Consider the following 295-nt stretch of genomic DNA (forward strand, 5'->3'; position numbering starts at 1 on the left):
TAACTCCTGCTGTCATGAATCCAACCACGACCAAAGGAGTAACAACGCCACGTCCGTCTCGTCAAAGACGAAACGCTTCTTCGCTCGAAGAGGCGCGGCTGGCGCAGCTAGACCACGCGATTGATTGTGCAGTTGTCGCTGCTCTGTTGGTTGACCCTATAGGCTGGAACGCGCTTCTCGAACTTTCCGACGAGGAACTAGGTCGTCGGTTTAAGAATCGACTGTGGAAAGTCATTGGTGTATCGACGGTATTGAACATAGACCTCCCTTCGACGCGTGATGTGGACGAGAAACT

General features: G+C 52.5%; 1 protein-coding gene. It reads left to right on the plus strand.

Annotation, left to right across the window (positions count from 1 at the left end; genetic code table 11):
* Positions 1-14: 14 nt before the first annotated feature.
* A partial coding sequence (locus SB771_RS34010; RefSeq protein ID WP_410721917.1) for a hypothetical protein occupies positions 15-295 on the plus strand: 281 nt, incomplete at its 3' end.

Origin of the sequence: Burkholderia sp. SIMBA_051 (genome assembly GCF_046534915.1) — a bacterium.
Taxonomy (GTDB): domain Bacteria; phylum Pseudomonadota; class Gammaproteobacteria; order Burkholderiales; family Burkholderiaceae; genus Burkholderia; species Burkholderia ambifaria.